We start from the raw sequence: 26608 nt of genomic DNA on the forward strand, positions 1-26608 counted from the left end.
TCAGCGCTCGACCTCGCGATTCCAGCGCTTGGTCCACTCTTCGCGCTTCTCATTGATGACGGTCCAGTCAGGATTATAGAGCTTTGCCGCGCGCTCGCCGATCGGCGCCATCTTGCCGAGCTCCGGCGGGATCACCAGCGACTTCAGCACCGGGCCGTAGCCGTAGTCCTTCAGCATCACGAGCTGGATCTTGGGATCGAGCAGCATCTTGACGAAGCTGGAGGCCAGCGGCGAGGCGTTCGGCTTGGTGATCGGGCACGCGGTCGTCAGCAGCGTCGCGGCGCCTTCCTTCGGATAGACGAAGTCGACAGGAAAGCCGGTGTTGGCGAAGCTCTGCACGCGGCCGGTGCCCCACACCGCGATCACGGCCTGGCCGGACTGGAACAGCTCGGTCATCTTGCCCGGCGACGGCTCATAGGCGAGCACGTTCGGATTGATCTGCTCCTTGAAGATCTTGAAGCCGGAATCGACGTTGGTCTCGCCGCCGCCGTTCATCTTCGACAGCATCACCAGCGCTTCGAGACCATAGGTGTTGTTGATCGGCGGGATCACGAGCTGCTTGGCGTATTTGGTATCCTTCAGATCGTTCCACGAGGTCGGGGGCGCCCAGCCTTTCTCCGCGAACACCTTGGTGTTGTACATCAGTCCGGTGGCGACGATGCCGATCGCGACCGCGCGATCGTCCTTGAAGCGCGCTGTGTCGTAGAGATCGGCCGGCAGGCCGTCGAGCTTGCCGCAGAATCCGAGCTGGATCGCCTGGTACATCGGGCCGTCGTCGACGATGGCGACGTCGATCTGCTGGTTGCCCTTCTGCGCCTGGAGCTTGGCCAGCGTGTCGGTGGAATTGCCGGCGACGTACTCGACCTTGACACCGTTCTCCTTCTCGAAGGCCGGGATCACCTCGTCGCGGATCGTTTTCTCGAACGAGCCGCCATAGCCGGCGACATAGAGCGTTTTCTGCTGGGCCGAGGCGACCGACGGGGCGGCAATGAGCGCTGCGATGCTGACCGCGGTCAGAAGGCGAAAAGTCTTCATGTGGACCGATCTCCAATACCGGAATGAGGTGACGTGCCGACAAATCTCCGGCCAAAGCGCCTTCCGCATTTCCTTCCGCGCAAATCCGCTTCCAATCAGGGCTCCGGCCCCTGTTCGGCGGATTTGGCGCGATCTGGAGGTTTGAACCCCTCCAATCTGCCGAAAAAGCGGGCTGGCTCCAGCTCTGATGAAAAAGATCGCAACCTATACTTCCATCGTCCAATGAATAATGGCACCGTCTGCATGTCAAAATGTTATGAATGGAAAAGGGATGGCGCGGATCAATTCGCGGCAGGTGGAGGCCTTCCGGGCGACGATGCTGACCGGCAGCGTCACCGAGGCGGCGAAGCTGATGGTGGTGACGCAGCCCGCGGTGAGCCGGCTGCTGCGCGACCTGCAGGCGCTGCTGAAAATGGAGCTGTTCGAGCGGCGTGGCACAGGCCTGGTGCCAACCGCCGCCGCGATGGCGCTTTATACCGAGGTCGAGCGCTCCTTTGTCGGCCTCGAACGCATTACGGCGGCGGCCGAAGAAATCCGCGGCCGCCGCACCGGCTCGCTGCGGATCGCAGCATTGCCGGCGCTGTCGAACGGCTACTTGCCGCGGCTCACGGGTCACTTCCTCAAGGAGCGGCCGAACCTCAACCTGGCCTTCTTCGGCGTTATTTCTCCGATCGTGGTCGATTGGGTGCTGAACAATCAGTGCGACGTCGGCTTTGCCGAGGTGCCGATCGCACATTCCGGCCTGCCGAGCCTAAAGCTGCCGGCACCCGCGCGCGTCGCGGTGTTGCCGGCCGGTCATCGCCTCGCGGAGAAAGACGTGCTGGAGCCACGCGACTTCGAGGGCGAGACCTTCATCTCGCTGTCGGCGGGAACGTCGAGCCGGCACCTCGTCGATCAGGTCTTTCACCGCCACGATGTCCGCCGGGTGCTGCGCGTCGAGACCACGCTGTCGGAGATCATGTGCGGCATGGTGTCGTCAGGGCTTGGCGTCGCGATCTGCGATCCCTTCACCGCGCAGGAATTTTCCACCCGCGGCGTCGTCGTGCGCCGCTTCCTCCCGCGCATCGACTTTGAATTCTCCGCCGTGTTTCCGGCGCAACGCAGCCCGTCGCCGGTGGCGCTCGACCTCGTCGAGACCGTGCGCAAGTCGCTCGCCGCGTTCGACGACGAAGCGGCTCTCAGCCGCTGAATGCGGCCTGCGCTTCCGGCAGATCCCAGATCTTCCCGATCGCGGCAGTGCCTGCTGCCATGATCGCCGCTTCGTCCGCGCCGAGATAGCGTCCTTCATCGACCAGCATGCGGCCGTCGACCATGACCTGATCGATATTGGCGCGGTTGGCGAGCGCGATCAGCGCGCGGCGCGGATCGAACAGCGGCTGAAGATGCGGATGGGTGAGATCGACGACCGTGAGATCGGCGGTGGCACCCGGCTCGATCCGGCCGAGATCCGGCCGCTTGATGACGTCGGCGGCGACCGCCGTGTTCGCCTCGATCAGCTCGGGCGAGTTCGCGACGTCGGGACGCTGCGAGGTAATCTTGGATATCAGCGACGCCGCATTGAGCTCGCCGAGCAGGTCCATGTTGTAGCCGTCGGTGCCGACCACGGTGCGCACGCCGTGCTCGGCAAACCGGCTGAAGGCCGCGGTGACGCCGGCACGCGCGAACACGCGCGGACAATTCAGCACGGTCATGCCACGCGCGGCCATCAGCTTGAGATCGTCGTCGGAACTGAACATGCAATGCGCGGCCATGAGGTCCGGCGCCAGCAGCCCGAGCCAGTCCAAATATTGCGCTGGCGTACGGCCGCCATAGCGCTTGCCGATGGTCTCGACCTCGGCACGGCTCTGCGCCATGTGCGTCGTGATGGGTACGCCGAGCTCGCGCGCCAGCGTGGCGCAGGCCTTCAACAGGTCCGGGCCGCAGGTGTCGGTCGCGTGCGGGCTCATGGCGAGGCTGATGCGGCCATCGCCGCGATTGTTCCAGCGCTGGTAGAGCGCGTTCCAGGTCGCCATGTCGGCAGTGCCGTCATCGCCGGAATAGCGGACCACACCATCGGCACCGGCCTTGGCGTCCGACGTCGAGAACAGATAGGGCGCGCCATAGAAGCGGATGCCCATCTCCTCCGCCGCATCGAACATTTCAGGAATCGAGTTGCGGAACGGCTCCATTACGGTGGTGGCGCCGCCCTTGAGGAGCTGAAGGATGCCGAGCCGCGCCACGGCCATGCGCTCTTCTGCTGATAGAATATCAGCGCCGCGCTTGGTCAGCGGCAGCAGCACCGTGTAGACGATGCTCTGGTTGTTCTTGCGACCGTTACCGTCCTCGGTGTGACTGCGCGCCACCGCTTCGGAGAAGCAGTGATTGTGCAGGTTGAGCAGGCCCGGCAAGACGAAGCGGCCGGGACGGTCATAAACCTCGTCCGCCTGCGGTCTGTCGCGCGTGACCGCGGCGATCTTTTTGCCTTCGACCAGAACCCAATGGTCGCGCAACACGTCCTGCGCGCCGTCCTTGCGTGACAGCACATAGCTGCCGAAGATTGCGGTGGTGCTCATGCGGGGCGTACGTTCCAGAACACGGCGGTGCCGTCGAGAATGCCGGTGATGGCTTTGCGATAGGCGGTCGGCTGCTTGTACAGGCCGATCGGAATATAGGGGATTTCCTCGAACGCGACCGCCTGGATCGTGCGGCAGATGCGCTGCTGCTCGGCGAGCTCGGACGCCGCCAGCCACTGGCTGCGCAAGACCCTCATCTTCTCGCTCGCATACCAGCCGGCGACCTTGCCTTCGCCGCGGATGTTGGTGTTGCCGGCCGGGTTGCGCCAGTCGATGCCCTGCCAATTGCCGACCGCGGCGCTCCAGCCGCCCTGCCCGATCGGCTCCTTCTTGAGCTGGCGCTGCAAGATGACGGCGAAATCGAGCCCGGCATATTCGACGTTCATGCCGGCCTTGCGCAGACTATCAACGGCGATCTCGCCGAGCGGCTTCTGCGCCAGCGAGTTGGTGGGCACGAGCACCACGATCTTCTCGCCATTATAGCCCGCGGCCTTCAGGTCGGCCTTGACCTTCGCGTAGTCCCGCGGCCCACGGAACACATCGAGGCCGACGTCGCTTGCCATCGGCGTACCAGGCGCGAAGTAGCCGATCGGCGAGACCTGGAAGGCGGGATCGACGCCCGCGACCGCCGTCATGAACGCGGATTGATCAATCGCACCCAGCAGCGCACGGCGGATGGCCGGATTGTCGAATGGCGGCTGGAGATGATTGAGGCGCAGCATGCAGGCATAGCCGCGGGGATCGAGAATACGGGTCTCGATGTCGCCGGCAGCCTTGATCACAGGAAGCAAATCATGCGGCGTGGTCTCCTGCCAGTCCTGCTCGCCGGTCTGGAGCGCGGCCACGCCGGTGCCGGCATCGGGCGTGGTGGTCCAGACCACGCGGTCGTAGTGAACGATCTTTGGACCCGCGGTCCAATCCGGCTTGCCGTCGGTGCGCGGCTGATAGCGCTCGAACTTCGCATAGGCATTGCGTGCGCCCTGCACCCGCTCGTCGGCGAGATAGCGGAACGGACCGCTGCCGATCACTTCGGTCAGTGCCTTGAACGGATCCTGGCTCGCCAGCCGTTCCGGCATCATGAAGCAGGCGTTGATCGCGGCCTTGCCGAGCGCCTGCGGCAGCAGCGGGAACGGACGCTTGAGACGGAAACGGATGGTGCGATCGTCAGCGGCCGACAATTCGTCGGTCGCCTCCAGCAGCTCGCCGCCAAAGCCGTCGCGTGCTGCCCAGCGGCGGATGCTGGCGACGCAGTCGCGCGCCAGCACGCGCTCGCCGTCATGCCAGAACAGGCCGTCGCGAAGCATGAGGTCCCACTGGAGCTGGTCGCCGGAGATGGCGTGGCCCGACAGCATCTGCGGCGAGACCTGGAGTGAGGAGCTCATGCCGTAGAGCGTGTCGTAGACCATGAAGCCGTGGTTTCGCGACACTTGAGCGGTCGAATAGATGGGATCGACAAAGGCGAGGTCGATCACGGGGATGAAGCGCAGCGTGCTCTGGGATTCGGCGCGTACGATACCCGGCAGCGAAAGCGCCGGCATTGCTGCGGCGGCCTTGAGGAGCGAGCGGCGGGAGATGGGCATTACAGGTAGCTCCTGAGTGTCGTGATACGCAGCCGCATTGGCGGTGCGCTCCCTCCCCCGCTTGCGAGAGAGGGTGTCGCCGCAGGCGAGAACCCCCAAGAGGAGAGAGCCCTCACCCGCGCCTTCGGCGCGACCTCTCCCGCACGCGGGAGAGGTCGCAGCGAGCTTGCCGCCAGACCAGTGTGTAAAAGACGGGCCTGCATCATTTCCGGTTCAGGTGTTCAACAAAACAGCGCCGACCGCGGCGGCCACGGCCTGCTGCGCCGGCTCGATCACGGGCACACCGATCGCCTCCGCGATCGCCGCGCGGTGCGACGCCATCCCGGCGCACCCCATCACCACGACGTCGGCGCGGCACTGGGTCACCAGCGCGCGGCCGGCTTCGATCAAGCGACCGCGGATGTCGGCACCCGCCGTCTCGGCTGCGCTCGCGCCGACCGACCAGCTTCCGGCATAGCGGCTGTCCACACCCATCACCCGCGCCATGCGCTGCTGGCGGCGGATGCTCGACGGCGACAGCGCGATCACGCCGAAACGTTCGCCCAGCATCAGCGCGCGAAAGATACCGCATTCGGCGATGCCGAGCACCGGCCTGCCGCCGGCAGCCTCGCGCACCGCATGCAGGCCGGGATCGCTGAAGCAGGCGAGCACGAAGGCATCCGCATCGTCATGCGACACGCGATTCACCAGCGGCATCACTACGCTATCGGCATCGCGCTGCGAGCTGATGCCCGGCGGCCCCTCGACAAGGCCGACCACCTCGATCTCAGGCCCACCGGCGATCCGCAGCGGCGCGACCGCGTCGTCGATCGCCGCCGTCACCGACGCCGAGGAGTTGGGGTTGATGACGAGGATACGGGTCATGGCGCTGCCTAGCGGTTGCCGGCCTCGTGGCGGAGGAAGTTTTCCGCAATCTTCTCGCCGGTCGTGATCCAGACGTCCGGGCACGATTTTGCGTAGGTCAGGAACTCGCGCAGCAGCCGCAATCGCATCGGACGGCCGCTGCATTGCGGATGCAGCACCGTCGTCACCATCGCGCCCCAGTCGCGGACCTCGTCCAGCTCGTCCTTCCAGATCGAGAGCACGTGCTCCTTGGGGAAGATCGAGCGCGGGCTGAAGCGCGCGGATAGGCCGTGCATCCAGTCGTCATAGCTCGCGGTCACCGGCAGTTCGATCGTTCCGGGCTTGCCATCGGCGAGACGATGGCGGTAGGGCCTGACGTCGTCGCGGAACGAGGAGCTGTAGACGATGCCATGGCGCACCAGCGCCACCCGCAGCTCCTCGGTGAACTCGCCATAGGGCGCGCGGTAGCCGGTCGGCTTGACCCCGAGCCGGCGCTTGAGTGCCTCGAAACCGCGCTCCAGCTCTTCCTCGATCCAGGGATCGCCGGGATCGGGCAGCAGATGATGATAGCCGTGATGGCCGATCTCGTGGCCGGCCTTGAGGATGGACTCCGCCATCGCCGGATGCGCATCGACCGACCAGCCCGTGACGAAGAAGGTCGCCTTGAGATCGAGCTGGTCGAGCAGCTCCAGCAGCTTCGGCGTGCCGACGCGCGCCTCATAGCCGCCATAGCTCATGGTGATGAGCCGCTGCGCGTGCACTGCGTCCTTGCTGGTCCACGCGCTCTCCGCGTCGACGTCGAACGACAGGAACATCGCCGAAGTGTACGGTTTCGGCCAGGGATAGTCCGGCGCGGGATCCGCGGTGTTGGCCGGAACGAGCGGGATGCTCTGGAGTGCCTTACTGTCCAGCATTGATGGTCGCCTTCTCGATTGCGTTGTCAGTCAGTTTCCACTTGGCGAGCAGGGTCTTGTAGGTGCCGTCGGCGATCAGCGCGTCGACGGCCTCCAGTATGGCTTGCTGCAGCGCCTTTTCCTTGGCCGGCAGCGCGATACCCGTGAACTGCGTCGCAAAGGGCTCGCCGACTGGTGCGTAGGTGCCCGGCTCCAGATCCATCAGGTAAGGCAGCGTCTCGTTGCCCTGCACGGCGGCATCGATACGGCCCTGCCGGAGCTGCGTGCGGGCATCTGCCGAGCCGTCGGTGCCGACGAACTGGATCGGATTGCTGCCGCAGTTCTTCTGGCTCCATTTGTCGATCTCTGCCGGAAACATGGTCCGGCGGCTGGCGCCGACCTTCTTGCCACACAGCGCAGCCATGTCCTTGAACTCTGACGCACGGGACTGCTGGACGAAGAATTTCGGGCCGCTGCGCAAATAGTCGACGAAGGACGCGATCTCATGCCGGCTCGCATAGTCGGTGAAGCCGGACAGGATGGCATCGACCCGGCCCGTCGAAATCGATGGCATGAACTCGGCAAAGCTGGTCTCGGTCCATTCGATCTTGACGCCAAGCTTGCGCCCGAGCGCCTCGCCCAGATCGATATCGAAGCCCGACAGCTTGCTGGTGGCGGGATCGCGGAACTCCATCGGCGGATAGTTCGGCACGACCGCCACCTTGATGCTGCCGCGCTTGGCGATCTCAGCGGGCAGTTCGATCGCCATCCCTGACGAACTCATGACACCGACAAGCACTGCCGTAACGAGAAGTCTCTTCATCGATATGCCCCCATTCAGATTACTGCCGAAAGAAATGCCTTGGTGCGCTCCTCGCGCGGCGCGCCCAGCACGTCCGAGGCGCGGCCCTGCTCGACGATCGCGCCCTGGTCCATGTAGACGACGCGGTCGGCGACCTCCCGGGCGAAGCCGAGCTCGTGCGTCACCACCATCATGGTCATGCCGCTCTTCGCCAGCTCCTTCATGACCGCGAGCACTTCGCCGACGAGCTCGGGATCGAGCGCGCTGGTCGGCTCATCAAACAGCATCAGCATCGGCTTCATGGCGAGCGCGCGGGCAATGGCCACGCGCTGCTGCTGGCCGCCGGAGAGTTGCGCGGGATACCAGTCTGCCTTCGCTGACAGTCCGACGCGGCGCAGGAGCTCGAGCGCCTCAGTGCGCACCTCGTCAGACTTGCGGCCCTGCACCTGGAGCGGGCCCTCGGTGATGTTCTCCAACGCAGTCTTGTGCGGAAACAGGTTGAAGCGCTGGAACACCATGCCGGTCTTCAGCCGCTGCCGGCCGATCTCCCGCTCGCTGAGGCGATGGAGCCGGCCGCTTTGCTCGCGCACCCCTAACAGCTCGCCGTCGAGCCAGATGCCGCCGGAGTCGATAGTCGCGAGCTGGTTGATACAGCGAAGCAGCGTGGTCTTGCCGGAGCCGGAGGCGCCGATCAGGCACATCACCTCGCCGGGCCAGACGTCGAGCGAGACGTTTTTGAGAGCCTGGAACTCTCCAAAATGCTTGCTGACCGAGCGGATCGCGACGAGGGGTTTTGTCATCGCGCGAGCCGCAATGTGCCGCGTGCAAATCGGCGTTCGAGCAGCATCTGGAGCGGGGTCAGGATCGAGACCACGAGCAGGTACCAGAGCCCAGCGACGATCAGAAGCTCGATGACGCGGGAGTTGGCGTAGTAGATGTTTTCGGCGTTGTGCAGCAATTCCGGATACTGAATGACGCTGGCAAGCGAGGTCGCCTTCACCATGCCGATGAACTCGTTGCCGAGCGGCGGGATCACGACGCGCATCGCCTGCGGCAGCACGATCCGCCGCAGCGCGCGCAGCCGCCCCATGCCGATCGCCTGCGCCGCCTCATATTGCCCGATATCGACCGACAGCATGCCGGCGCGCATCACTTCGGATGTATAGGCGCCCTGGTTGATGCCGAGCCCGAGCAGCGCGGCAAGGAACGGCGTCATGACATCGACGGCGCGCGCGCTCCACAGGCCGGGAATGCCGATGGTCGGGAACACCAGCGCGAGATTGAACCACAGGAGCAGTTGCAGGATCAGCGGCGTACCGCGAAACAGCCAAGTATAGCCGGCAGCCACCGTCTTCAGCACCGGATTGGGCGACAGCCGCATGACCGCGACGACGATGCCGAGGACAATGCCGAGCGCCATCGCCAGCACCGCCATCACCATGGTGTTGACGATGCCTTCGAGGATGACCTTTGCGGTCAGGAAGCGGCTGACATAGGACCATTCGATCTGGCCATTCGCAAACGCGCGGGCGATCGCCGCCAGCACGAGGACGATCAGCGCCGCGCTGAGCCAGCGAAACCAGTGCGGCTCGCGCGCGATCCGCATTCCCGATAGATCGGGAAAACCCTCCGCAAGTGCCGCCGCCGGCTTCATTGCGGCGCCGCGTTCAGCGTGGGCTGCGCGACCGCGTTGGCACCTAAGCCCCATTTATCGAGAACCGCCTTGTAGGCGCCGTCGGCGATCATCGCGGTGAGCTTTTCCGTCACGACCTCACGCAAGGCCGCATCCTCCTTGCGGAACATGATGCCTTGGAAACCCTTGGCGAAGGGCTCGCCGACGACGCGGTATTTGCCGGGCTCCTGCGTCTGCGCATAAGGCAGCGTCTCACTGCCCTGCACGGCGGCGTCGATGCGGCCCTGCTTGAGCTGGTTGCGGACGTCGATCGAGTTCTCGCCCGGGACGTACTGGATGGCGGGCTTGCCGGCCGGCTCGCAATTCTGCTTGCTCCACTTCTCGATCTCGACCGGGAAGCTGGTGCTGCGTGTGGTGCCGACCTTCTTGCCGCAAAGATCAATGGCGTCCTTGGCGGCGCTGTCCGCCATCACAAAGAACTGCGGGCCGGTGCCGAGATAGTCGACGAAATCGGCGGTTTCGCGCCGCGAGGCACGGTCGGAGATGCCGGAGATGATGAAATCGGCGCGTTTGGTCTGGAGCGACGGGATCAGCTCGGCGAACGGCGTCTCACTCCAGACGATTTTGACGCCGAGCCGCTTCGCCAGCTCATTCGCCAGATCGATGTCGAGCCCGACAAGCTCATTGGTCGCGGGATCGCGATATTCCATCGGCGCGTAGGTGGAGTTGACCGTGAGCTTCAGCGTGCCCGCCTGCTTGATCTCCGCCGGCAGCTCGGCCGCCTGCGCCGACGTCACGGCAGCCAGCGCTGCGAAACCGAGAAAGTGCGAGAGGCGTGTCATGTCAGCTCCTTTGCCAACCGTTTGCCGGTCCTGTTGCTAACGCCGTGCCATTTTGTCAGTCCGCATCGAGAACGGCCGGCTCGATGACGCCGGCGCGTTCGGTGATGACCCTGTATTGCTCCGGCCGCCGGTGGGCGGCGAAATTGAACATCTTGTCCTTGCCCTGGCGGCAGAGATCGAGATCGATGTCGGCGACAATCACTTCATCGGCCAGAGTTCCCGCCTGCGCGACGATGCGGCCGTTGGGATCGACGATGCAGGAGCCGCCGATCAGACCGGAGCCGTCCTCCTCGCCCGCCTTCGCCACCGAGATCGCCCAGGTCGCGTTCATGTAGGCGTTGGCCTGCGTCACCAGCGTGGAATGGAAGGTGCGAAGCGCGCCGTCTTCGGTGGTGCCGCCATTGGGATCGTAGGCCGCCGAATTGTAGCCGATGCAGACGAGCTCGACGCCTTGCAGGCCGAGCACGCGCCAGGATTCCGGCCAGCGGCGGTCGTTGCAGATCATCATGCCCATGATGGCGTGGGCCCAGGATGAGCCGGCGCGGAAGGCGGGAAAGCCGAGATCGCCATATTCGAAATAGCGCTTTTCGAGCTGCTGGTAGCGCGCGCCCTCGCGCGGCTCGACCGAGCCCGGCAGATGCACCTTGCGATAGCGGCCGAGAATCTCGCCGTCGCGATCGACCAGGATGGCGCAATTGTAGCGCCGGCCATCCGGCGTCAGTTCGGCATAGCCGACGTAGAAGCCGACGCGCAGTGCGCGCGCACGGTCGAACAGCTTTGCCACGGCGGGATTCGGCATGCCGCGCTCGAAATACTGATCGAGCGCGTCGCCTTCGAGCAGCCAGCGCGGGAAGAACGTGGTGAAGGCAAGCTCGGGAAACACGACGAGGCTGGCACCGCGGCTAGCCGCCTCCTCCAGCATGTCGAGCATCCGCTTCAGCGTATGCGCGCGCGTATCGGCTTTTTGCGTCGGCCCCATTTGAGCTGCGGCGGCGCGAAGGACACGAACCAAGATTGCCTCCAATCTGTGCGCAGTGCTGCCTCAATGGGCGAATGAACCCTTTGATGCGACGTGCAAATCCGCCGCCATTACGCGGAAGCGGGGCTGCAAAATCAATTCGTTGTGCTATGATGTTTTGGCCCTGAGTATAATTGGCAGTGATATGAACCTGCGTCAGCTCGAGATCCTGCGTGCCGTCATCCGCCATCGCACCACAGTGGCGGCGGCGGACGAACTGGCACTGTCGCAGCCCGCGGTCAGCAACGCGCTGAAGACGATGGAGGCGCAGGCGGGCTTTGCCCTGTTCGAGCGCGTCAACAACCGGCTGTTTCCGACCGCGGAAGCGATGGCGCTCTACAAGGAGAGCGAGGCCATCTTCGCGCTGCACGCCAAGCTCGAGAACCGCGTGCGCGATCTGCGCGAGAACCGCTCCGGTCATCTCGCCATCGTGGCGACACCGCCGCTCGCCTACAGCATCATTCCTTCGGCGCTGTCGGGCTTCTTGCGCCGCCGCCCGGAGACGCGCGTGTTCTTCGACGTGCGGCGCTATGAAGGCATCATCGAAGGCGTGCTGAGCCGCGTCGCCGAGCTCGGCTTCGCGCTCGGGCTGACGCATCATCCCGGCATCGCGCATGAGGTTGTGCATAGCGGCGAGATGGTCTGCGTGCTGCCGCCGCAGCATCCGCTCGCAGACAAGCCGGTGATCTCGGCCGCGGATCTGTCCGGCCTGCCCTTCATCGGGCTCGAGCGCGGCACGCGGCTCGGCGAAGCCGTCCGCGACAGCTTTGCCCGCGCCGGCGCGCCGTTCCGGCCGACCGTCGAGGTGCGCTATTGCAACACCGCCTGCGTGCTCGCAGCCGCCGGTGTCGGCGCCGCCGTGGTCGATCCCTACTCGCCGCGGCAGAACGTCGGCAGCGGCCTCGTCGTCCGGCCGTTCACGCCGACGACGCACGCGGTCGCCTATATGCTATGGTCGGAAGCCGAGCCGCTGTCGCGCCTGGCCAAGGCCTTCCTCAACGAGGTCCGGAAGGAGAGCGCGCTGCTGGAGCGTACAGCGCCGCACCAGCAACATGGGGCAGAAAGCAACTAGGCATCGCAACCTTTCGACCTTGTCCTTTTGAACTTGGGGGCACATGGCACGCATCACCATCATCGAGACCGGACAGGTCCCGCAAAAATATCGCGAGCAGCACGGCTCGTTTCCGGACATGTTCGAACGCATGGTCCGCACCGAGGACCCGACGGCCACGGTCGATGTGGTCAGCATCCCGAATGGCGACCCGCTCCCCGATCCGGGCAAGCTCGAGGCCGTGCTGATCACTGGCGCTGCCGCCGGCGTCTATGACGGGCTCGACTGGATCGCGCCGCTGGAAGATTTCGTGCGCACGGCTTACGCCAACAAGACGCCGATGGTCGGTGTCTGCTTCGGCCATCAACTGATCGCGCAGGCGCTCGGCGGCACCGTGCGCCAATCGGAGAAGGGCTGGGGCATTGGGCGGCACGTCTATCAGGTGCTGCCGGAGAATGGCGTCATTGGCGGCGAAGCGGTCGCCATCGCGGCTTCACATCAGGACCAGGTCATCGAACCGCCTGATGATGCGCTCACGATCCTCTCGTCCGAGTTCACGCCGCACGCCGGCCTGCTCTACGCCAACGGCGCCACGCTGACGGTGCAGCCGCATCCGGAGTTCGACGTGGCGTTCGCGCAAGTGTGCTGCGAGCTGCGCGACGGCAAGGCGCCGGACGATGTCGTCGCAACGGCGCGAGCGTCGCTGGCGGAGCCGATGGACAACGCGAAGCTCGGTGGGGCGATCACGCGGTTCTTGGCGCGCAGATCTATCCCCTCATCCTGAGGAGCCGCGAAGCGGCGTCTCGAAGGATCGAGGCCCCGCTGCAGCGGCAGGGCCTGCATGGTTCGAGACGCCGCTGCGCGGCTCCTCACCATGAGGGTCGAGAGCTCAAAACGGCTCCGTCCCCAGCCCCGGCACATCCGCCGGCCGCGGCCCGGGCGCTGCCCAGTGAAACCGGCGATCCTTCTCGGCGATCATGATGTCGTTGATCGACGCCTCGCGCCGTTTCATCAAGCCGTGCTCATCGAACTCCCACTGCTCGTTTCCGTAAGAGCGATTCCACTGGCCGCCCGCATCGTGCCATTCGTACTGGAAGCGCACCGCGATGCGGCTCTCGTCGAAGGCCCAGAGGTCCTTGATCAGGCGGTAGTCGTGCTCCTTCTCCCATTTGCGGGTGAGAAACGCGACGATGGCTTCGCGGCCCTGGAAGACTTCGGAGCGGTTACGCCAGCGGCTGTCCTCGGTATAGGCGAGCGAGACGCGCACCGGATCGCGCGAATTCCAGGCGTCCTCGGCCATACGCGCCTTCTGCGCGGCAGTCTCTCGGGTGAAGGGTGGAAGCGGCGGGCGCGACATGATGGCCTCATCGGTTGGCGGGAGCGCAATCTATCGCTGCGCATGGCGGAGTCGAGTGGCCATCCGCTATCGCTCGATCACGAAATCACATCGGCCTTCATCAACGTGCGGATCGATTTCGGGATCGGCTGGGCGCGGCCGCCGCTGATGAAGGCGACGCGCACCTCGGCTTTCACCAGCACGTCATCGCCGCGCCGCACCTCCTGCGCCAGCATGATCGAGGCGCCCTTCACCGCAAGCGGCCAGGTCACGACGTCGAGCACGTCGTCCATCCGCGCCGGCTTGAGGAAATCCAGATGCATCGAACGCACCACGAAGGCAAAGCCGGTGCCTTCCGTCTCGGCCTGCTCGAACAGCGCCTGCTGCTCGGCTCCCATCAGCCGCAGATGATTGGTGCGCCCGCGCTCCATGTAGCGCAGATAATTGGCGTGATAGACGATGCCGGAGAACTCTGATTTGACGATATCGCAACAGCAGGAGGCTAACCGCTTGATTTCATTGGGGCGTTGGAAGGCTACAGCGTGACGAGAGCTATATTTGCCTATGCTCTTCCATAGCGATCCGAAATATTTGATCACCGTGCCGGAGGATCTCAGTGCCCCTACCTGAACGCTATCGGCATCAGGTTGCGCTGTGATCGAGACCTTGCCATTCGTTGCGGTCTTGGCGGCGGTGTCGGCGGTGAATGAACCAACCGCCAACTTGGCGGATGCTCCCGCCCGGCCTCACCCGGCCCGGCCTTGCCTAGCGGCAGACGCCCGATCTCCAACCGCCTGCGCGGGGCCGTGGACCGCCTCATAAGCGGCCTTGCGCTTCGCGATCAGCTTCGCGCGCTGGGCCGGCGTCAGATCGCGGCGGATCAGGTTTTCGTCGATTTCGAGCGTCACCAGACCGACGGCTGATCGCTGGGAAGGCACACCGAATTTTAGGAACACTATCCGGCGGCGCGAGGTTTCTACCTCATCAGAGACTAGGAAGCGGAGTTCTCTTCCATGGTTACCCAGATCGTGATGGACCACACAGGCGACAGCAGACATTTTTTTGAGCAAGACGACCCCAAGCAGCTGGCCGAGGCTGAGCAGCGCTTCAAGAAGCTATCCGGCCAAGGATTTACCGCTGCTACTCGGACAGCGGCCGGCGATCTCAAGGTGATACGGTCATTTGATCCAACAGTGGAGGAAACGCTGTTCTATCCGCGCTTGGTCGGTGGCTAGAACCGTCGCAGCACGGAAGATGTTTTTATTCAGACGCAGCGGCGTCGCCAGTGGTGCACGTTTGCGTGCCCTCCGCGCGCTTTATCGGAGCTTCAACGAGCAAAATGGCCCGGAAGCGCGTGCGCGTCATCTTTTGCGAGAATGGCTGTCTCCAGATTAGCGCGCTCAATTTGATGCCGAAGGTCATTTCGAAGTCACTGGTTCTCACACTGGCCGACGGTATCGAATTCACCAAGGCACTATGAGCAATGTTTTGGAGCTCGATGAAGAAGGGCAGCCTAAGGTCGGGTGGTGTTTCGTTCCAAAACGTCCCTCGGCGGCTGGTGACGTTATGCTTGCCCAGAAGATCGCGCTCGAAACTGAGGAAATGTCGGTGCTCGCGATTGCCAACAGGATATCGCCGAAACAGCCTCGGTTACATCACGTGGTGCGCCGGGCCTACTAGGCTTGCTGATGGGCTTCTGGGCACCGCGGCTCCTACGCTCGAAGACGCTGGCTACATGATACATCAGCGCGCTCGCCAACTGTATCAAGCATCGAGCTGGTTGCACGAAGCAGCAACGCAATCTTATTGTTAAAGTTGTCTCGGGAGGTTGCGTCAACGCGCGTGGAAGTGCGGCTCAACCAGGTTTAGTCCGTGCACTGATCTCTTCGACCTTCATCAGGGTTCTTTCTAATTCCGATCGGAGATATTGCTCGTGCGCAAAGTCTGTTGGCTCCGTCAGAAATGCCACCTTCACAAGAAAGCGGTTCAAGAGCGACGCAATTACAAGATTGTCCGAGTGTTGCGAACGTAGGGCCGTGAGTTGGCGACGCATCTCAATGAGGTCGAGAGTTTCGCGGTCTGAATATAATGGCGTGACGGCTTCGCCACTGGGGACCCGGACTAAGGGCAATGTCCGGTCATGAGAAGCTAGCGCTCCGCAGTTTTGCTGCAATCAACGTCTGGAATTAAGCTTGATGTCGCGGTGGCGGGTTAATTCTGGAACAAGCGCTAGCGGCCTCGGCAGCACGGCCATCAAGTTCGGCGCCCTTGTCCATGCGGTCTAGATCGGCGCCGAGCGCCTTGGCGAGTGTCTAGCGAGGGAGGTTTATGGTGGCCTGATAAACGCTGCCTTGGCACGTCCGTTGCTCTGATCGAAGGCAAGGGCGGACTTTGGCGAAGGCCTGTTTCAGGATGAGGCAAACGATGCAGGAAGTGTCCCACGCCGGTATCACCGGAGAACTACGGCTTAGCGCGCTCATCGCCGACCTTTTGTGGCGCGTTGAGCTTATGAATTCCGATATCCTCGAAGAAGAGGCGAAGGCCGGTGTGTTCGACACGCGGCAGCCGACATACCCCTTGCTCGCAAAAAACCTGCGAGCGCGACGCGACAACCTCCTTTCGACGATCGCCGCTTTGGAGAGGCGCGCGAGTTCGACAAAAATTGCGGCGTAAAGCCCGGCGGCGATCCGCCTATTCCTGCTCAGGACCGCCGATGTCAAATATCCCGAGGCGATAATCTTCGCCGATTGATTGCTCCGTCGTGGGGATCGCGATCAGAGTGAATGTGGCCTCGGGGTAGCGTTCCCACACTTCGATGTCGTCTGACGTAACGGTCAGATAGCCGAAAAAGCACCTGTAGCGGCCCGGCTCGGTCACCCGGCCGATCTTATCCCACGTGATCTTGTTAACGCGCATCTCTGTCGATCAAAAGAGGAAGCCCGCTCACCAACGGGGAGCGGGCTCCTCATGCCATGCGTATCGCGCTTCGAAGCGCTATGACGAGACTAGTCGCGATCAGTTTCAGACGTGTTACCGTTGGCTCCGCACGTTCCCCGGCATCGTACGGGCCGGCGACGCAAAATCTTGAGGCCAGCCCCGCCGGTAAATGTCGGAAATCATTTCTCAACCGTTCGAGATTATCATCGGAGCATGGATCGCGAGGACACTGCTTGGTCCAGCCGGCCATCCGGCAAAGCTACCCGGCTAGCCGCGTGGATGACGCGCGGTAATCGTTTGCCTGGGCCCAGCCGATTGCCGGCGCCGGCGCGGGTAGAAACGCCTCCGCGCATCCCCGATAAGGCCCGGCGGCCGGCGCCGCATCGCCCTTGATAGGCCTTGTGATGACGAACAGCCGCATTTCTAGACCTTGGCTGCCCGAGGAGGAGGCTCGATTGCTCTCGCTCTTTGGCAGGGGCACCACAGCTGACGAAGTAGGCGAGCAGTTAGGTCGCACGCGCCAAAGCGACAGCTTCAGAGTGCTGCGCGAAATGTTCGGTCCGTCGCGCCAACATCGCGGTCGCTTTGAATGTCACAAGGTCTTTCCGTTGCGGCGCGCGCTACCTTGCAGCCGGGAAGCGTGCGGAAGCGGCAATCGCGGCGAACCCGGAGAAGTCGGACCGAGCTATTGCGGCTGAGATCGGGGTCTGTAGCAACACCGTCCGGCGCACACGGAAGACAACTGCGCCACATGGCGCAGTTGAAAAGCGCACCGGCCGCGACGGCATGCAACTGAAGGCGCCGGCGGCCACGATCCTGGTCTCATACGAAAGGAACGCGGGGCCGCAGCGATAGTTTTGCCTAGGCGCGGTTGGCTCAGAAAGCGACGCGGCCCCGCCCGTCGCCCCGTCACCTAAGCCCATAGAGGTCCTCGGTCTGAGATGCCGGAACCCATGCATCGAGCGAACGCTAATACCGTCTTGATCGCATTGCTGGTCGCCGCGTGCCTCTATCTCATTCTCACTCACTGAGCGGCCTGTCCCCAGCCGCCGCCGTTGATGCATTGATCGGTCAGCGGCGCGACCCTTGCGCCTTAGGCCGCCCCGCGAAGCGGTAACGTAAGTTGTAGGTCGAACCGCTTGGTCGCGTTCGCCTCGATGAAAGCGTGCAGTGCAGACGAAATCTCGGCATCCGTGTCAGTTGCACGTTGAGCGACTGCATCGGCCACGTCCGACGTCGCGTCCCGAGACCATCCTTCGATCGCGTTGAACGCCACGATCCGAACGGGATAGGTGTACTGCCCGGAGAGAAGGTGACGTAGGACCGTTTCAAGGTCAGTATCTTGTTCATCTGTCTCGCGCCATGCGCACCCGGCCCGCGCACCAAGATCTTCGAGCACAAGATAGACGTCACGGTCCAGCCGGTCGAGCGGCACAATCGACGGTGATTGACGCATACGCAACTCCACGGGAACCGGGACAAAAACTACGATCAGGGCTGAGTTGTTCCACGCTGCGTAAAGAACGGAACGCCTGTCGATCGTTGCAAGTTACGAAAGGATAGGAGATGCCGTGTCCCAATCGGAAGCCGACCGGTTCAAGAGCAAAGCCGAAGAATGCCCTCGTCTAGCAGCCCAAGCTGAGAGCGACGCAGACAAGGAAGGTTGGTTGCGTCTCGCCGCGGAGTGGGACAAGCTGGCAGAGAGCGCGGCCGGTCAGAGCGGTATCTACGATCGTTACGAGTGAGGCGAGTTGGCCGTCCCGCCCGGACTGGCCGGCGCTCCGCGGCGACCCCGCAAGGCATCACACGCAGCCGCTGTCCTCAGTCGCCTCCTAACTGCACATCGCTTGCCGATTTCGGATTATTCGTCAGCGAACTTCACGCCCACGCGGTTGCCAGATATCCAAACAAGTTGGCAATCCCTGTAGATCCGATCCCCCTCGATCATAAGGTCGAAAGTCGCCCTGATCAGCGCGGGGTCGCGGATTTCAATCGCGCATCCGTGCGAGGAGACATTGATCATTCGGCATCTGATGCTCGCGCCATCGCCCGTCACGTAGGCTATTTCGTCAACCGCCGTACGCTCGATTTTGCGACGCTCTTCCATGTCTCAAACATTCATTCTCGTCTAGGGGGCGGAGATGCTGTCGGCGGTGTGGAGAGTAGAGCGAGGAACGACTGACGATAGATTAATCCGAGACGACAGTTCGGTTGCGTGGTTAAGTAGGCGTGCAGCGTATGCTCCCATCGACCCGGTTGACGATCTTTCATCCAGTAGCACTGATTTGCTGAGTTTGGACAACTGAGGGGCCGAATACGACGCCCAAACGCTTGTTGTCGCGCCAGACCACAAAACAATTGAAATTGAGCCTGTGAGTTAGCAGGCTGAGCATCAATTCATGCGGCGCGCCTTCCGACGTTGGCAGTTCAATTAGAGCGCCCTCGCTGGACAGGTTGCGAACGATGCAGTCGACAGTGGTGCCGGCGAATGTCAGCCTGCCCGCCTTGAACACCCTCTGACGTCTTGCAATCCGTCGTTCCATGGCTCGCCTTGAATAGCATCTCCACATCAAGACGAGCTTAAGCTAGCCGTCTAGCAAATCCCGCCGGAAGTAACGGTTTCTTAACGGTCTGACGACGTTGACTATCGCCAGAGCCGACCGCGCGGCGGAGCCGAATGTGCCGGTACTCGGCACGGCGCGAAGTGCTTGCTGCGTCCGTGGCGCCGCGCTCGCGCGCTCGATATGCACTGAGGCGCAGACGTTCGACCACCGCGTGAAAGTTCCGCCGCTCTTTCGGCTGGACCGCCCTCGTTGCTTATGGAAGCGCTAAACACGGCCGTATACCGCCTGCCGGGCGCGCCCTAGTATCACGGCCTCATCAGGTCCTTGTCGGCACGTTTGCGGACGCGCTCGACGGCATCCTTATGCAGGCCTAGGGCTGAGCCTCTAGCTTGATTTCGGAGCGGAATGGCCGGCGGCGTCACGGCCGCCGGCCACCACTGGCGCTGCCTTTGGGCTGGGGGTTGATCAGGCGGCGCTTGACGGCAAGCCTGCCGACTACCGATTGACAATTCGCTAACCAATTCAGGCGCGCTCTTGACCATTCGCGGGCAACAAGGCGGCGACCTATGATGCGGCTCGTTGTCGGTTGAGCGCGAACAAGCGCGCGAGCGCCTCTTCCTCGGGAATATCAGCCGCCCAGCCGTACGCGGCGGCGATTGCCGCATCCAGATCAGCATGACTGCATCGGCCATTGATTGCGCTCCCGACTGGTACAGGACGGGAGCAATCAAACGCCTGTACGGGGTCTGCGGCAATAGCCGCCTTAGTTGCAGATAATCGTCCCGCAATAGCCGCCAGCGTTGATGTATTGGCCGGGTCGTCGCGCCTCGCGAGCTGCATCCCATACCGAATTCACTATTGTCATCAATGCCTCGCTCAGTGCCCAGCGGCGATCGGGATGATCCCACTGTGTCGCCCATTGTCGCACGCGGAGGAAAAGCTAAGAGACTACATAATAAGCTCTAAACACACCCCGAAGCGACGAATTCGCCGCATAGACGATATGGCTATCGCGGATGTTCTCTCGATTTATTTGGACGCGCAGTTGGACAAGCTTGGCGGCCGTTTCAATGTCGATAGCGAGCGCGAAGATACCATCCCCGATATCCGCAAGTTCAAGAAGCGGATCGAACGGTTGAACGAGTGGTGGGGGCAAAAATGTTGGGCGAGGTAGATAGGGAGGCATGTCGCTCGTACGCCAAGAAGCGCGGCAAGAGGGGAGGCGCGCGCCGAGACCTTGAAGACCGGCGATACCTAACGTGATACCGCGGCCGACCGACTCGGAGCTGCTCGAGGCGGCTTTGCTTCGCGCGTCGGCGAGCGTACATGATCGTGTTCCCGGGTACGGTGTCGTGTGAAAGCGCGAACTCTGGTTTGACGATATCGCAACAGGATACTACTGCTTGATTCCGTTGGGGCGTTGGAGGGCGACAGCGTGAACAAGCGTAGATTTTTCTACGCCCCTTCCATGGCGAGCCGCAGCGCCTTCGGGATACGTTGCGCCTTTCCGCCTGAGATAAAGGCGACGCGCACGCGGGCCGTGACTAAAAGATCGCCTCCACGCCTGCATTCCTGCAGCAGGATAATCGACGCGCCCCTCACGTCTTCTGGAACCGTGATAACCTCAAGCAGGTCATCCAAGATTGCCGGCTTTAGAAAGTCGATACTCATTGAACGGACAACGAAGGCAAAGCCCGGCACATCTCTCCGCGCTTCTTTCAGGAGCTCCTGCTGATTCATCCCGAGCAAACGCAAGTAATTTGTTCTGCCGCGTTCCATGAAGCGCAAAAAACGGGCGTGATAAACAATCTGGCCGGAGTCAGTGTCTTCGAAATAAACGCGGACGCGCATTTGATGCCGACCGTCGCGAATCTCGCCATCAAGAGAGCCTGTCACAGGAAGATTCCTCCTATCGCACTTCGGGAGCATGCACCTCGCTCGCGGCAGAAATCGAATGAGGTTCTGAGAGTCAACAAAAACAGCTTGAATCTCACGTTGCGTTAGGTTGTAGGCTTGAAAAATGTTGACAAAAGCCACACCCCCGCAGGCGCGTCGATTGCTCATTGGCAACTCACATTTGAGTGCCACGCCATGTGAGCATTGAGAGATACATGTCTTCGAACGCATGAAGCCCGGGCATCCTCGTGACGCTTTCAGTCAGCGTGCTTTTCGAGAGCCGCGCCACTTCGCTTGATGGCAGGCCGAAACAGATCGGAGTCAAGGCAGATCGAAGATCTCACAAAGCTAAGAGGGCTCGTAGTGGTGCGCCGTGGTGGTAAATCAGTCCGTGGAAGCGCTTGGGGCGGCCGGCCGCCCGTAACGCGGGGGCACCTATGTGGGTGAGGCGTGCGCCGCACTGGGTGGTCGCGTGGCACGTTGCGGCCCTCTTAGGTCCGCGCACGCGCGCAGCTGATCTTAGCAAGTGGCGACAGCGCCGCCTTCTTTGAAGCGAAGGAGTTGAACTTCTGTGATGTCTTACCGTTTTCTCCTCGCCTCGTGGGGCACGTTGGGAAACCTCAGTCCGCTGCTCACCGCGGCCCGGCGGTTGCGCGGGCATGGTCACCATGTTCGGATCATTGCGGACCCCGCCATGCGTGCAGAAGTCGACGCCGCCGATTTCGAGTTCGTGTCATGGCGAAGCGCCCCCATCGGGGAGGCTGCGGATCCAACAGATGTCTCGAACCTGCGAGATCGGATGCGCAGGGTCGTCTTTGAGCCTTGCTCTGCTTACGCGACAGATATTTGGGACGAAATTGGCCGCTTACCAGCGGATGCCGTCCTTAGCCTCGATTTTCTGTTCGGAGCGGCACTTGGGGCGGAAGCGTCCGGCGTACCTTTCGCGTTTCTTTCGCCTCACGTCAGCCTTCGGATCCTGCCGGGAATGCCGCCGGCTACGTCCGGATTGGGCCAGCCGAAAACGCCAGAGGAGCACGCCGAGGTGGCAGCAGCCTGTGCCGCTCTCGATGCCGCGATGAATGCGTCTCTTCCTATCCTCAATCGGGCCCGCGTTGATTGCGGACTTCCCGTTCTTCCTGACGTTATGGATCTGTTCGACCGGGCTGACCGAGTTCTGCTCGCGACCAGTCGGGCCTTTGACTTCGAAGCCACCTCTCTTCCGGACAACTTTCGCTATATTGGACCGTTGCTCGATGTGCCGAATTGGTCCAAGTCGTGGCAGGCTCCATGGCCCGGGCAGCCTGATCGTTCTCGCGCGCTGATCGCCTGTAGCACGGGTGCGCAGAACCAGCGCGATCTGTTCCAGCGCGTCATCGACGCCGTCGGAAAGGTTGACATCGACGCTGTGTTTACAACAGGTCCGAGTCTGGACGTGGCCGACTTTCGAGCTCCGCAGAACGTGCATTTGATGCGCGGTGCTCCCCATGACTCCATCATGAGGGACGTTTCCATGGTCATATCACAAGGCGGCCACGGCACCGTCACCCGTTCACTGATCAACGCTTTGCCGCAACTCATTCTGCCAATGGCGCGAGACCAGTTGGCCAACGCTGCGCGGGTCGAGGCGAAGGGGGTGGGACTTCGATTGGGGCCGACGGCTTCTGAACCGGATATTGCGGCAGCCATAAACCGGCTGATCACGGAACCGCAATTCAAAGTCGCGGCCCGGAAGCTTGGCGAGGCTATTAAAGCCGATATCGATACATCTGGCCTTGTCAACGAGATGGAGCTTCTCGCCGCTGTCGGACGTCAGCGACGTAGCCACTCATGAATTTGGGTCCCGTCTGCGTGGGCAACATCCTTTGCAATGCAGCGGCTATTGGATCCATGTTTGCTTATTTCACCGGCTCATCCCTGTTCTTCATCGATGCTCTGTGTCTCAAGCCGTATGAATATGGTGTGATCTTCGGACCAAGTTCGCTGTCGGTCATGGCCGGCGCTCGGGGCAGCAGGAAACTCAGCGGTTGGGGGCTATCGCCCGCGCAAGTGATTAAGGTGGAGCTCGCACTCTCGACTATCCTGGCCACATCTCTGCTCCTGATGGGAGGCAAATCGGCTGTTGTCGTGGTGTTGGTGATGGTCGGTGTCGCATTGTGGCTTGATCTCGCCGTATGCCACGAAGGAGGCACTGCGGCGGATACCGGAAATCGTGGGGTCCATCAGTGCCGCAAGAACTTTCGTGCAAATGATCGGGGCCGCTTCGTCCAGCGCAATCGACGGGCATTCCGTATTTTCGATGGCGGTAGTGATGTTTGCTTTCTGCTTGTTGTCGGTTGCCGCTTGCGTGGGCATCGTTCTTCCGGTCGAAGGCTGAGCCGAAGTCCACGGAAGGCAAGTCCAGTTCAGGAGGAAAGTGACCGTGATCTCGTATCACAAGTTGAGGCCCATTCTGTTGAGCCGCGACGGTGTGCGTTTGGCACATGTTGAGGCCGGACCTGTAGCCGCGCAAGTCCCTCCGCTGATCCTTGTCAATGGCTGGACAGGTGACCACGGCATCTTCACGCCCCAGATCGCCCACTTCTCTCAAAGCCGTCGCGTCGTGGCCGTCAATCTTCGCGGTCACGGCTCCAGCGATGCACCCCAGCAAGACTATACCATGGCAGGATTTGCGGACGACATCGCCTGGCAATGCGCTCAACTGGAACTGCACAAGCCGGTTGTGATTGGCCACAGCATGGGAGGCCGGATCGCGCTCGAACTGTGCGGCCGCTATCCGGATCTGGCCTCAGGCATGGTAATGATCGATACGATTATCATGCCGCCCCCGATCTTGCGCGAATCTCCCGGAGTTCGAGCGCTTCTGGAGGGTATCGGCGGGCCCGACTATCTGGTGGTCTTAAAGGCGAACGCATGGGAACTTGGCTGCGATTTCGAAGATCCTGCCCGACGAAAGATGATCTACGAAACCTATGTACTTCCGCCTTGCGAGAGAACGCCACAGCATGTGGCTCATTCAATGATGCGGAACGCTATCCTGAACTATGATCCGGTCCCGGCTGCAGAGGCCTGCTGGATTCCCATGGCTTATATTTCGGCCGATGTTCCCCTGGTGAACATGGCGCGCGATCTCGATCGGCTCCAGGAGATCTGTCCACAGCTGGTCATAGCGAAGACGATGCTCGCCGGACATTACAACACGATCGAGGTTGCAGATCAGGTCAATGCCATGCTCGATCGCTTCCTAACCGTCGGCCTCCACCGGTGCAGAGACTGACGCGGAAGCCTTGAGCAGATCCGGCCATGTGAAGCGGTCTTGCCTGGCAACGGAATGACGATCCGTTCCGGTAGATGCGGTGCCCGAGACGCAAAGTTGGCGTCATACAAGTTCAAGCCGCGCCATCGAAGTTGATGTGAAGTCAAAGCCCGGAGGTAGAGCCTGGATGTCGATGTCGCAACAGAAGTCCAACGGGTTGCTTTCATTGGGTGTGAATCGGAGCGCAAGATTGACCCCGTCGATACGAAGTTGATCAAGCACTTAGGATGGCCGATCGGCGCTCGGACCCCACGCCGATTTACAGGCCGGCGGCAAAAGCTGGATTGGCGCGCGCAGGAAATGGCGACCGAACAGGCCGCCGAGCGCATGCGTCGGCGGCGCCGGTTTCGTTATTGCCGAACATCGGCTGTGTCGGCATCGTCGGCCGGCGGCGATCCGGCAGCGCTATGGCAAGGTTAACAAGACAGGTGCTCTGTAGGTTAGCCCGGCCGCTTTTTTCAGGCGCTTAGTAGGCGGTGAATATTTTTCACGAAAATATTCTTGAGGGATTGTTTTTCATGAGATAAGATTGAAATTCAATTAGGCGGGGTTTTCGTGAAGGAAATTCGTGCCTGGAGAACGTTTTTCATAGGATTTTCGAGTGAGCATACAGTTTTCAGGCCCGGTGAACGTTTTTCACGACCGAAGGCTCCCCGAAACGGCCGCACCGGCGGGCTACGCTGCCCTCATCGATGCTTATAAGCTGACTGTTCCGGTTCCCCGTACCCTTTCAGCGATTGGCACCAAGCACCGCATCATCGAGCAAGGCGGCTGGCGCATCTTTACCCCGCGCCATGCTCCCGAGGACTCCCTTGAAGGGCACCTGACTTTTGCCCTCAAGAACGAGGGACTGGACCTTGCCGTTCTGAAGCGGCTCTTCCTAGCCGTTAAGGAAGGAGAAATCGCCGAACTCGTCCGCCAGAAGCCCACCGGCCTCTATACCCGCCGCATCTGGTTTTTGTACGAGTGGCTGCTTGGCCATGAGCTCAAGCTGCCTGCCGCAGACAAGGTTTCATATGTGGATGCCGTCGACACCGAACTTCAGTTCGGAGGAACCGGGGAGAATTCGGTTCGGCATCGCGTCCGCAACAACCTTCCCGGCACGCCGGAATTTTGTCCGCTTGTCTTTAAGACTCCTGCGCTGAACGAGTTTATCGCACAGGACTGGAAGGAGCGCGCACGCGCGGTCGTCAGCGAAGTTCCGAAGGACTTGCTCGCGCGCACGGCCGCGTTTCTGCTGCTGAAGGATTCAAAGTCCAGCTACGTGATCGAAGGCGAAAGGCCACCCCAGGATCGTATCCAGCGATGGGGCCGCGCCATCGGCGAGGCAGGCCGAGCGCCGCTCGACGAGCAGGAGTTCCTTCGCCTGCAGGGCATCGTGATCGGCGACGAGCGTTTCGTGAAGCTCGGCTTCCGCAAGGAGGGCGGCTTCGTCGGCGAGCATGACCGCGAAACGCAGCGGCCTATTCCGGACCATATCAGCGCGCGCCACGAGGATATTGCTTCCCTTATGGCGGGGCTAATCGCCTTCGACCATAGCGCAGAGAACGATCTCGACCCTGTTATCGCTGCAGCGGTGCTTGCGTTCGGGTTTGTCTACATCCACCCGTTCGAAGACGGGAATGGACGTATCCATCGTTATCTTATGCATCATGTTCTGGCGCGGCGCGGCTTTAATCCAGCCGGACTGCATTTCCCTGTGTCGTCGGCCATCCTCGACAGGATCACCGAGTACAAGAGCGTATTGGAGAGTTATTCCAGCAGGCTGCTTCCGTGCGTCCAGTGGGAAGCCACGCAGCAAGGCAACGTAAAGGTTCTGAACAATACCGCCGACTTCTATCGGTTCTTCGACGCAACGCCGCACGCAGAGTTTTTGTACGAATGCGTGCGCCAAACGATTGAGCAAGACCTGCCCAACGAAACCGACTTCCTGCGCAATTTCGACGCGTTCCGCGCGGGCATCGAGAACATGATCGATATGCCGGAGCGGACGCTCAACAACCTGTTCGGCTTTCTCAGGCAGAATCAGGGCAGGCTTTCGAAGAGAGCGCGAGAAAACGAGTTCGCTCGGCTGACCCCAGAAGAAGTCGAACAGATCGAGCAGTTGTACAAAGATTCTTTTCCGAAGACGGAGTAGCATGGCTATCCAGAACAAGGTCGGGGCGTTTCTCGCGGACCCTATGCTTAATCGCATCTTGACGGCTCCAGAAAAGAAGCTGCGTGTCCGACAAGCAATGGACGAGGGGAAGGTGCTCGTTGCGAACCTCGCAAAGGGCCGAATTGGTGACGATAGTTCCTCGCTACTGGGAGGTC

Annotated in this window: 29 protein-coding genes and 1 pseudogene; 11 read left to right on the plus strand and 19 right to left on the minus strand. The window is 61.9% G+C overall.

Annotation, left to right across the window (positions count from 1 at the left end; genetic code table 11):
* Positions 1-1035: an ABC transporter substrate-binding protein gene (locus I3J27_RS31995; RefSeq protein ID WP_270162852.1), complete on the minus strand. Its 1035-nt coding sequence runs from the start codon at positions 1033-1035 to the stop codon at positions 1-3.
* Between the two features lie 271 nt (positions 1036-1306).
* Here I3J27_RS31995 and I3J27_RS32000 point away from each other — a divergent pair, with 271 nt between their 5' ends.
* On the plus strand, positions 1307-2224 hold the full coding sequence (locus I3J27_RS32000) for a LysR substrate-binding domain-containing protein (protein ID WP_270162853.1): 918 nt from the start codon (positions 1307-1309) through the stop codon (positions 2222-2224).
* On the opposite strand, the gene I3J27_RS32005 is transcribed toward I3J27_RS32000, so the two are convergent.
* From I3J27_RS32005 to I3J27_RS32045, 9 genes are all read right to left on the minus strand, one after another.
* Positions 2214-3587, minus strand: a complete 1374-nt coding sequence (locus tag I3J27_RS32005) for an amidohydrolase family protein (protein ID WP_270162854.1) — start codon at positions 3585-3587, stop codon at positions 2214-2216. The genes I3J27_RS32000 and I3J27_RS32005 overlap by 11 nt on opposite strands.
* Positions 3584-5167, minus strand: a complete 1584-nt coding sequence (locus I3J27_RS32010) for an ABC transporter substrate-binding protein (protein ID WP_270162856.1) — start codon at positions 5165-5167, stop codon at positions 3584-3586. Before I3J27_RS32010 ends, I3J27_RS32005 begins: the two co-directional genes overlap by 4 nt.
* A 213-nt stretch (positions 5168-5380) precedes the next feature.
* Positions 5381-6031 carry an aspartate/glutamate racemase family protein gene (locus I3J27_RS32015; protein WP_270162857.1) on the minus strand — a complete coding sequence of 217 codons (651 nt, stop codon included), beginning with the start codon at positions 6029-6031 and terminating at the stop codon, positions 5381-5383.
* 8 nt (positions 6032-6039) lie between these two features.
* Positions 6040-6924, minus strand: a complete 885-nt coding sequence (locus I3J27_RS32020) for a polysaccharide deacetylase family protein (RefSeq protein ID WP_270162858.1) — start codon at positions 6922-6924, stop codon at positions 6040-6042.
* The gene (locus I3J27_RS32025) at positions 6911-7726 is read right to left on the minus strand and encodes an ABC transporter substrate-binding protein (protein ID WP_270162859.1); all 816 of its coding nucleotides are present in this window, start codon (positions 7724-7726) and stop codon (positions 6911-6913) included. Before I3J27_RS32025 ends, I3J27_RS32020 begins: the two co-directional genes overlap by 14 nt.
* A gap of 14 nt (positions 7727-7740) precedes the next feature.
* Positions 7741-8505, minus strand: a complete 765-nt coding sequence (locus I3J27_RS32030; protein ID WP_270162861.1) for an amino acid ABC transporter ATP-binding protein — start codon at positions 8503-8505, stop codon at positions 7741-7743.
* Positions 8502-9359 carry an amino acid ABC transporter permease gene (locus I3J27_RS32035; protein ID WP_270162863.1) on the minus strand — a complete coding sequence of 286 codons (858 nt, stop codon included), beginning with the start codon at positions 9357-9359 and terminating at the stop codon, positions 8502-8504. Before I3J27_RS32035 ends, I3J27_RS32030 begins: the two co-directional genes overlap by 4 nt.
* The gene (locus tag I3J27_RS32040) at positions 9356-10180 is read right to left on the minus strand and encodes an ABC transporter substrate-binding protein (RefSeq protein ID WP_270162864.1); all 825 of its coding nucleotides are present in this window, start codon (positions 10178-10180) and stop codon (positions 9356-9358) included. Before I3J27_RS32040 ends, I3J27_RS32035 begins: the two co-directional genes overlap by 4 nt.
* A gap of 55 nt (positions 10181-10235) precedes the next feature.
* The gene (locus I3J27_RS32045) at positions 10236-11159 is read right to left on the minus strand and encodes an N-carbamoyl-D-amino-acid hydrolase (RefSeq protein ID WP_270172926.1); all 924 of its coding nucleotides are present in this window, start codon (positions 11157-11159) and stop codon (positions 10236-10238) included.
* Between the two features lie 184 nt (positions 11160-11343).
* Here I3J27_RS32045 and I3J27_RS32050 point away from each other — a divergent pair, with 184 nt between their 5' ends.
* Together I3J27_RS32050 and I3J27_RS32055 are read left to right on the plus strand one after the other, a co-directional pair.
* A complete protein-coding gene (locus tag I3J27_RS32050) occupies positions 11344-12270 on the plus strand; it encodes a LysR family transcriptional regulator (RefSeq protein ID WP_270162866.1) in 927 nt (308 codons plus the stop codon).
* A 43-nt stretch (positions 12271-12313) separates the two neighbouring features.
* Complete coding sequence (locus I3J27_RS32055) at positions 12314-13033, plus strand: type 1 glutamine amidotransferase (RefSeq protein WP_270162868.1); 720 nt, start codon at positions 12314-12316, stop codon at positions 13031-13033.
* Positions 13034-13138: 105 nt separating this feature from the next.
* Here I3J27_RS32055 and I3J27_RS32060 read toward each other — a convergent pair whose 3' ends face one another.
* The 3 genes from I3J27_RS32060 to I3J27_RS32070 all read right to left on the minus strand — a co-directional run bounded on the left by I3J27_RS32060 (position 13139) and on the right by I3J27_RS32070 (position 14493).
* Positions 13139-13606, minus strand: a complete 468-nt coding sequence (locus tag I3J27_RS32060; protein WP_270162869.1) for a nuclear transport factor 2 family protein — start codon at positions 13604-13606, stop codon at positions 13139-13141.
* A 77-nt stretch (positions 13607-13683) separates the two neighbouring features.
* Positions 13684-14100: a YbgC/FadM family acyl-CoA thioesterase gene (locus tag I3J27_RS32065; protein ID WP_270172927.1), complete on the minus strand. Its 417-nt coding sequence runs from the start codon at positions 14098-14100 to the stop codon at positions 13684-13686.
* 231 nt (positions 14101-14331) lie between these two features.
* A complete protein-coding gene (locus I3J27_RS32070; RefSeq protein WP_270162870.1) occupies positions 14332-14493 on the minus strand; it encodes a hypothetical protein in 162 nt (53 codons plus the stop codon).
* Positions 14494-14598: 105 nt separating this feature from the next.
* Here I3J27_RS32070 and I3J27_RS32075 point away from each other — a divergent pair, with 105 nt between their 5' ends.
* The 3 genes and pseudogenes from I3J27_RS32075 (at position 14599) to I3J27_RS32085 (ending at position 16258) form a co-directional block, all read left to right on the plus strand.
* The gene (locus I3J27_RS32075; protein WP_270162872.1) at positions 14599-14820 is read left to right on the plus strand and encodes a hypothetical protein; all 222 of its coding nucleotides are present in this window, start codon (positions 14599-14601) and stop codon (positions 14818-14820) included.
* A 19-nt stretch (positions 14821-14839) separates the two neighbouring features.
* Positions 14840-15265: pseudogene (locus I3J27_RS32080) on the plus strand (hypothetical protein).
* Positions 15266-16009: 744 nt separating this feature from the next.
* Positions 16010-16258 (plus strand): hypothetical protein, encoded by a 249-nt coding sequence (locus I3J27_RS32085; protein WP_270162873.1) that lies wholly within the window; start codon positions 16010-16012, stop codon positions 16256-16258.
* A gap of 18 nt (positions 16259-16276) precedes the next feature.
* Here I3J27_RS32085 and I3J27_RS32090 read toward each other — a convergent pair whose 3' ends face one another.
* Both I3J27_RS32090 and I3J27_RS32095 read right to left on the minus strand, forming a co-directional pair.
* Entirely contained in the window at positions 16277-16501 is a 225-nt protein-coding gene (locus I3J27_RS32090; protein WP_270162874.1) for a hypothetical protein, read from the minus strand.
* 1114 nt (positions 16502-17615) lie between these two features.
* Positions 17616-17978, minus strand: a complete 363-nt coding sequence (locus tag I3J27_RS32095; protein WP_270162876.1) for a hypothetical protein — start codon at positions 17976-17978, stop codon at positions 17616-17618.
* 115 nt (positions 17979-18093) lie between these two features.
* On the opposite strand from I3J27_RS32095, the gene I3J27_RS32100 reads away from it, so the two are divergent.
* Entirely contained in the window at positions 18094-18267 is a 174-nt protein-coding gene (locus tag I3J27_RS32100; protein WP_270162878.1) for a hypothetical protein, read from the plus strand.
* A gap of 116 nt (positions 18268-18383) precedes the next feature.
* On the opposite strand, the gene I3J27_RS32105 is transcribed toward I3J27_RS32100, so the two are convergent.
* Together I3J27_RS32105 and I3J27_RS32110 are read right to left on the minus strand one after the other, a co-directional pair.
* Positions 18384-18629: a PilZ domain-containing protein gene (locus tag I3J27_RS32105; RefSeq protein WP_270162879.1), complete on the minus strand. Its 246-nt coding sequence runs from the start codon at positions 18627-18629 to the stop codon at positions 18384-18386.
* A gap of 160 nt (positions 18630-18789) precedes the next feature.
* On the minus strand, positions 18790-19065 hold the full coding sequence (locus I3J27_RS32110) for a PilZ domain-containing protein (RefSeq protein ID WP_270162880.1): 276 nt from the start codon (positions 19063-19065) through the stop codon (positions 18790-18792).
* Positions 19066-20089: 1024 nt separating this feature from the next.
* Here I3J27_RS32110 and I3J27_RS32115 point away from each other — a divergent pair.
* Positions 20090-20260: a hypothetical protein gene (locus I3J27_RS32115; RefSeq protein ID WP_270162882.1), complete on the plus strand. Its 171-nt coding sequence runs from the start codon at positions 20090-20092 to the stop codon at positions 20258-20260.
* A 281-nt stretch (positions 20261-20541) separates the two neighbouring features.
* Here I3J27_RS32115 and I3J27_RS32120 read toward each other — a convergent pair whose 3' ends face one another.
* Positions 20542-20982 (minus strand): YbgC/FadM family acyl-CoA thioesterase, encoded by a 441-nt coding sequence (locus I3J27_RS32120; RefSeq protein WP_270172928.1) that lies wholly within the window; start codon positions 20980-20982, stop codon positions 20542-20544.
* A 574-nt stretch (positions 20983-21556) separates the two neighbouring features.
* Between I3J27_RS32120 and I3J27_RS32125 the strand changes: the two genes are divergently transcribed.
* Positions 21557-22813, plus strand: coding sequence for a glycosyltransferase (locus I3J27_RS32125; protein ID WP_270162884.1), 1257 nt, complete (start codon positions 21557-21559; stop codon positions 22811-22813).
* A 200-nt stretch (positions 22814-23013) separates the two neighbouring features.
* Here I3J27_RS32125 and I3J27_RS32130 read toward each other — a convergent pair whose 3' ends face one another.
* A complete protein-coding gene (locus I3J27_RS32130) occupies positions 23014-23334 on the minus strand; it encodes a hypothetical protein (protein ID WP_270162885.1) in 321 nt (106 codons plus the stop codon).
* Between the two features lie 61 nt (positions 23335-23395).
* Between I3J27_RS32130 and I3J27_RS32135 the strand changes: the two genes are divergently transcribed.
* Together I3J27_RS32135 and I3J27_RS32140 are read left to right on the plus strand one after the other, a co-directional pair.
* A complete protein-coding gene (locus I3J27_RS32135; protein WP_270162887.1) occupies positions 23396-24256 on the plus strand; it encodes an alpha/beta fold hydrolase in 861 nt (286 codons plus the stop codon).
* A 640-nt stretch (positions 24257-24896) separates the two neighbouring features.
* Positions 24897-26432 (plus strand): Fic family protein, encoded by a 1536-nt coding sequence (locus I3J27_RS32140; RefSeq protein ID WP_270162889.1) that lies wholly within the window; start codon positions 24897-24899, stop codon positions 26430-26432.
* Positions 26433-26608: the final 176 nt, after the last annotated feature.

It is taken from the genome of Bradyrhizobium xenonodulans, assembly GCF_027594865.1.
GTDB lineage: Bacteria > Pseudomonadota > Alphaproteobacteria > Rhizobiales > Xanthobacteraceae > Bradyrhizobium > Bradyrhizobium xenonodulans.